4 protein-coding genes are annotated in these 6,661 nt (G+C 41.0%); 3 read left to right on the top strand and 1 reads right to left on the bottom strand.

Features of this window, described 5'->3' with window-relative positions:
- Window positions 1-189: 189 nt before the first annotated feature.
- Window positions 190-1,497: a sodium:proton antiporter NhaD gene (gene nhaD / locus N7974_RS16385; protein WP_262966661.1), complete on the bottom strand. Its 1,308-nt coding sequence runs from the start codon at window positions 1,495-1,497 to the stop codon at window positions 190-192.
- 209 nt (window positions 1,498-1,706) lie between these two features.
- Between nhaD and N7974_RS16390 the strand changes: the two genes are divergently transcribed.
- The 3 genes from N7974_RS16390 to recJ all read left to right on the top strand — a co-directional run bounded on the left by N7974_RS16390 (window position 1,707) and on the right by recJ (window position 5,699).
- A complete protein-coding gene (locus tag N7974_RS16390) occupies window positions 1,707-3,359 on the top strand; it encodes a nitrite/sulfite reductase (RefSeq protein ID WP_262966658.1) in 1,653 nt (550 codons plus the stop codon).
- The gene (locus N7974_RS16395; RefSeq protein WP_262966659.1) at window positions 3,346-3,798 is read left to right on the top strand and encodes a DUF934 domain-containing protein; all 453 of its coding nucleotides are present in this window, start codon (window positions 3,346-3,348) and stop codon (window positions 3,796-3,798) included. The genes N7974_RS16390 and N7974_RS16395 overlap by 14 nt, the downstream gene beginning before the upstream one ends.
- A 155-nt stretch (window positions 3,799-3,953) precedes the next feature.
- Window positions 3,954-5,699 (top strand): single-stranded-DNA-specific exonuclease RecJ, encoded by a 1,746-nt coding sequence (recJ, locus tag N7974_RS16400; protein WP_262966660.1) that lies wholly within the window; start codon window positions 3,954-3,956, stop codon window positions 5,697-5,699.
- Window positions 5,700-6,661: the final 962 nt, after the last annotated feature.

The raw sequence follows: 6,661 nt of genomic DNA on the forward strand, positions 1-6,661 counted from the left end.
AAAATTTCGTGTCTTCGTAGTAAATTTGAAAAATTAATTAGAAAGTAATACTGAGGGAGATTAAAAAAGACACTGTTTAGCAAGTTTGATTTGGCTAAAAACCAATAGAAAAGGTCTTTAGCTAATTCGACGCCATCGACCTTATCAGAACAACAGCACCTCACAGTTCGTGAGGTGCTTTAACACTAATTAACCATTAACTAAATAATGAGCAAATATACTGGCTGCGTAACCAGCCGCAATTGCAGGCGTCCATTTTAAGTGACTAAAAAACGTGTATTTATGATTGGATTGTCCCATTAACGCGACACCCGCTGCCGAACCAACAGATAACAAGGAGCCACCGACACCGGCAGTTAATGTTACCAATAACCACTGATACAGATCCATATCCACATTCATATTCAATACCGCAAACATAACGGGAATGTTATCAACAATCGCAGAAATTATACCCACCAGGATGTTGGCAGTAGTCGCACCCAAACCGTCATACATGGCACCTGATAATAACTCAAGATAACCGATATAACCTAAACCACCAACGGCAAATACTACACCGAAGAAAAACAACAAAGTATCCCATTCTGCATGACGTACTTTATCAAAAACATCAAAACCTTTTTCGCCTTCAACGTAAAAATGTTTTTTCAAAAAGAAGCCATAAAGCATCAATACTGAAAGACCAACCATCATGCCCATAAAGGGTGGCAAATGCAGACCTTGTTTAAAGCTGACTGCAGTAACGATGGTTAACAAAAATAACACACAAATTTGAATTGCACCTGGTTTTAACTGAACGGCAGCCTCGGAAGTTACTTTAGGTTGCTCATCGGGTACGGCAAAATACATAACTGCCGCAGGTACCGCATAGTTAACAACGGAAGGGATAAACAGTTTAAAGAAATCAAAGAATTCGGCATAACCTGCTTGCCAAACCATTAATGTCGTAATATCGCCAAAAGGACAGAAAGCACCGCCAGCATTGGCAGCAACCACCAGGTTTACAAAACCAATACTGACAAATTTTTCATTATCAGCGCCAACGGCCATAACGACTGCGCCAACTAATAATGCTGCCGTCAGATTATCAGCGACTGCCGATAAAAAGAAAGTAATGACGCCCGTGATCAAAAATAATTTACGATAGCCAAACTGCTTTCTTACCAACCAGGAACGTAACGCTTCAAATACATTGCGTTCTGCCATTGCATTGATATAAGTCATAGCGACTAATAAAAATAACATTAATTCGGCATATTCTTTCAAATTGTATTCAAAAGCCTCGTGCATGGCTTCAACTGAAACACCTTTTTGTGACGCTAAAATTGCAGCGTGCGCCCAGATAATACCCGCTGCAAGAATAACCGGTTTGGATTTACGCATATGCGTAAACTCTTCGGTCATAACAAAACCGTAAGCGATAACAAAAATCAAAACGGTATAAATACCGCGCTCGGTCCCTGTCATTCCAAGACTTTCAAAACCACCTGCCATTGCCATTTGAGGCACCAGCAATACCGATAACAATATTAATAAAAATCGCACGAAAATATCCCCCTTCTTAAGTTTTATAGTTAGTAAACAACATTAAATTTTTAACTCTTAATTTTATCACCAACTAATATATTTTGTCATTTTATGACTCACAGTATATGATTACGTATCATAATTTTTCCTCAGAAAGGTAGATTAAACGCTCATCTATGTATCAGTATAACGATAACGACCAAATCCTCGTTGACGAACGGGTAGCTCAATTTAGAAGACAAACCGAACAGTTTTTGAAAAAGGAAATGTCTGAAGATCAATATCGGGCCTTACGCCTGCGAAATGGCCTTTATATTCAAACTCATGCTCCCATGCTCAGAATTGCCGGGCCTTACGGTCTTTTTAATTCGAAACAGTTACGCAAAATAGCACATGTTGCCCGTACTTATGACAAAAATTATTGTCATTTCACTACCCGGCAAAATATCCAGTTTAACTGGCCAAAATTAGAAGAAGTTCCTGATATTTTGGCCGAGTTGGCCAGCGTACAAATGCATGCCATCCAAACCAGTGGTAACTGTATGAGAAATACTACCTCTGATCACTTGGCAGGGGTTTGTATCGACGAGATTGAAGATCCGCGTCCTTATTGTGAAATCATTCGTCAGTGGACTACGTTACATCCTGAGTTTGACTACTTGCCACGTAAATTTAAAATAGCTGTTAGTGGCGCTTTACATGACCGTGCAGCGACGCAATTTCATGATATAGGTCTGCATCTGGTAAAAAACGCTGCCGGTGAAATTGGTTTTAAAGTGATGGTCGGTGGCGGTTTAGGCCGTACCCCCGTTATAGGGCAAGTCATTAAACCGTATTTGGAAAAAAAGCACCTGCTATCTTATCTGGAAGCAGTACTGCGCATTTATAATTTATTCGGGCGTCGTGATAACAAATATAAAGCGCGTATAAAAATTCTGGTCAAAGAGTCCGGACTCGAAAAATTCTCTACATTAGTTGAGAAAGAATGGCTTCTTATTAGGGATAATAACGAACTTGATAATGAGCGCATTAATGGCATGAAAGCCCAATTTGTTGCGCCTGCCTACGACACTGATGCAGCCCGGGATACCAGCTTTAGTCAACAGCAAGACGAAAACAAAGCGTTTGCAACGTGGGTTAAATACAATACTGCAGATCATAAAATCTCCGGCTATCGCGCTGCATTCTTGTCCTTAAAGGCACCTGATTCACCGCCTGGAGATATGACTGATGTGCAACTTGATGCTGTTGCTGATCTTGCCGACAAATACAGTTTTGGAGAGATTAGAAGCACTCATAGACAGAATCTGATTCTGGCTGATGTAAAACAGGCTGACCTATTTGTCTTATGGCAACAATTAGAGTTATTGAAATTGGCTACGCCTAATATTGGCACGGTCACTGATATGATTTGCTGCCCGGGACTGGATTTTTGCTCTCTTGCCAATGCCGGCTCTATTGGCGTTGCGAAAGAAATCAATGAAGCGCTTGATGACATGGATTACATTCACGATATCGGCGATTTAAAAATCAATATGTCTGGCTGTATGAATGGTTGTGCGCATCAAAGTGTCGGGCATATTGGCATATTGGGCGTTGATAAAAAGGGCACTGAGTGGTATCAATTAACTTTGGGCGGTTCTTCTGAAAATAACGCGGCAATAGGCGAAAGATTGGGGCCTGCGGTTGCCAAAGATCAGGTAACCAAAGCAATTACCACGATTCTGGAAGTTTATATTGAGCATCGCCTGGAAGATGAATCATTCCTGGACATGGTAAATCGTGTTGGCATTACCCCCTTCAAGGAGCAAGTCTATGCAATTAATTAAAGACAGACAAATTATTGATGATATCTGGAATTATGTTACCGATGATGCCGAGTTATCCGCCGGTAACATCAGTGTTTCATTAGCTCGGTGGCAACAAGACAAAGCAAAATTATTGGCTCATGATGGCAACATCGGAGTAAGGCTTGGGCCTGCCGATTCTGTTGATGATATTGCTGCCGATTTGAACAGTCTGCAATTGATTGAATTGGATTTCCCCGACTTTGCTGATGGCCGCTTATTTTCTCATGCCTGGCTACTCAGAGAGCGTTATGACTATCATGGCGAAATTAGAGCAACAGGCCATTATATGAATGATCAGGTCTTTTATTTGTCGCGTGTCGGCGTCAATGCCTTTAGCCCGGAAAAAGCTGAAGACTTGCCGGTTGTCCTATCTCATTTAAATGATTTTACTGTCAAATATCAGAACTCAGTCAATTAATGTTCAGCCTTTTATAAGCTAAGTCACCAATAATAACCTCTGCAAAAATCGCCACAGATTCACTGATTATAAATAGATTTAATCAGTGAATCTGTGGCGATTTATTTGTTATTGGTTACTTAAATTTAAGTTCACTGGTTTTGATTGGATACTGAATGTATTACCAAGGCGTAAAAAAAAACATAGTATCCCGTACAGCTAAAAAAAACAGTTCACTTGAAGGGACCATTCACCCTCTGTTAAAACGCCTGTTTTTAGCTCGCGGGATCACTTCAGAAACAGAATTGGACAGAACTCTGTCAAAACTCCCTTCACCATGGCTGTTATCGGGTATGGAAGCCATGGTTACCCATTTGATAACAGCCATCAATGAGCAGCAACGAATTTGTATTGTTGCCGATTTTGATGCTGACGGGGCAACCAGTTGCGCTGTCGCTATCAAAGGCTTGCAGTTACTGGGGGCAGGGCAGGTGTCCTTTGTCGTCCCTAATCGTTTTGAATATGGCTACGGTTTGACTCCCGAAATTGTCGAATTGGTTAAACTGCAAACTCCTGATGTAATTATCACCGTTGATAACGGTATATCCAGTATTGACGGTGTAAAATCTGCAACAGATGCCGGTATAAAAGTGCTGGTAACGGATCATCATCTACCCGGGCTTGAGCTTCCCGCCGCTGATGCCATCGTTAACCCAAATCTACCGGATGATAAATTTCCCAGCGGAGCACTGGCCGGCGTCGGAGTTATATTTTATGTATTAATGGCTTTGAGAAGCCGGTTAAGGGAACAAAACTGGTTTGAGAAAAAACAACTGCCAGAACCTAATCTTGCCCAATTATTAGATTACGTTGCTTTGGGTACTGTTGCTGATGTCGTTGCGTTGGAACGTATTAACCGCATTCTGGTACATCAGGGCTTAATGAGGATTCGCACCGGGCATTGCCATCCAGGCTTACAGGCACTTATTGAAGTCTCGGGGAAAAATCCTCAAACCCTAGTCTCATCGGATTTGGGTTTTTCAGTGGGCCCCCGCTTAAATGCAGCGGGACGCATGGATGATATGTCCTTAGGTATTCAATGTTTATTAACGGATGATCCTGCCCTTGCAAAAGACATCGCGCTTCAACTTGATCAGTTGAATAATGACCGACGTGAAGTTGAAGCTGTTATGAAACATGAGGCAATGGCTTATTTAACTGACATGAAAGCGCTTGATGAGCATCATTTACCGGCAGGTGTCTGTTTATTTGACAGCAATTGGCATCAAGGCGTTATCGGTATTTTAGCCTCACGCATAAAAGATCGCGTACATCGGCCGGTGATTGCCTTTGCTCCTGCCGGTAAAGATTTGATAAAAGGTTCCGCACGCTCTATTCCAGGTGTACATATTCGTGATGTATTAAGCGATATTGCCGCAGTCCACCCTAAGCTACTCAGTAAATTTGGCGGCCATGCCATGGCGGCAGGTTTAAGCTTAAATATGCATGACTATCCTGCTTTTGCCCTAGCTTTTGATGAAATGGTCAGCAAACGTTTGGCTAATGTTGATTTGGAACAAAAAATATTGTCCGATGGTGAATTGACCGAGCAGGAAATGACGCTTGAAATCGCTGATTTATTACAGCATTCAGCAACCTGGGGACAAGAGTTTCCAGAACCTGTTTTTGACGGCATATTTGATGTGATTCAGGCGCGTATTGTTGGCCAGCGCCATCTTAAACTGGTATTAAGAAAACCTGGTGGCGATCTGGTCATCGATGCGATCGCATTTTTTGTTGATCAGCCGGAGCATTGGCTGGGATTAAGACAAATAAGAACCGCTTACAAGCTCGATATTAATGAGTTTAGAGGCAATCGAAGTATACAGTTTATTGTCCAGTATTTTGAAAAAATAGTATAAAAAAGACGGGTAAAACCAAACTATTCTGAGAGCTTGTTGGTTTTAAGCTGTCAGGCAGTTGACGGCCATCAAGAGACGGTCGCGAATTTACATTATGTGGCAGGTCACTAATACTAAGCTGTCATTAAGAGAAACAAAGAATGTGCCCCACGCTCTTATATAAAGATCTTTGACAATCTCCCTACGGATAATAAACAATTGCCATTCATGGTAATCAGGCCAAATGGCTTATCGCGTTAGCTGGCAATAAAATTTTGTATTCTTTTGATTCGCGTAATCATTAAACCTGCTAAACCCATACTATAGAAAAACTCTAAAAGGGTCTCCCCCGGTTTTGCATGCTCTCCATGTACCCCTTCGGTACGAGTACACCACGGCACGTCTTTAAAAGCTATGTCATATAACACATTTATACCGTGTTATATGACACAGTTTTTAAAAAAAACTTCTGCATTTTATCTAACAATTTGATAATAATCAATAATAAATTTGGTGCGATTATTGCTTATATTAAACATAACATTTATCAAAAATTCCTCTTATCGCATCGTTAGCCAATATGACTTTTTTATCTTCAAGCTTCTCTAATAACAAATGCATTAATATGCTATTTGTGCTGACTTGGCTTATTGCCAAACGTTTACCGGTATGTCGATGGCTGCGGACTAACAAAGCAAGAGTAATGAAATCACATAGGCTTAATCTATTCAATAATCTATGTCACTTTGATAAAGAGCTAAGGTAATCCACCAATGCTGTTTGATCACAAAATACTAAAGCCGCCCTTATCCCGATGCCCTCTGCGTAGCATCAAGATAACCATGTTTAACAACAATAGACATCTTTCCTAAATACAGCCATAGCGTAAGTTAACAAGAGCAGCCACTAAATTCCATGTCAAAGAGTAATGCTTGTGTTTGCCCCGATAAACATCTTTGGCAATCCTGAAAATTTTGCATCGG

It is taken from the genome of Methylobacter psychrophilus, assembly GCF_025583945.1.
Lineage (GTDB): Bacteria > Pseudomonadota > Gammaproteobacteria > Methylococcales > Methylomonadaceae > Methylobacter_C > Methylobacter_C psychrophilus.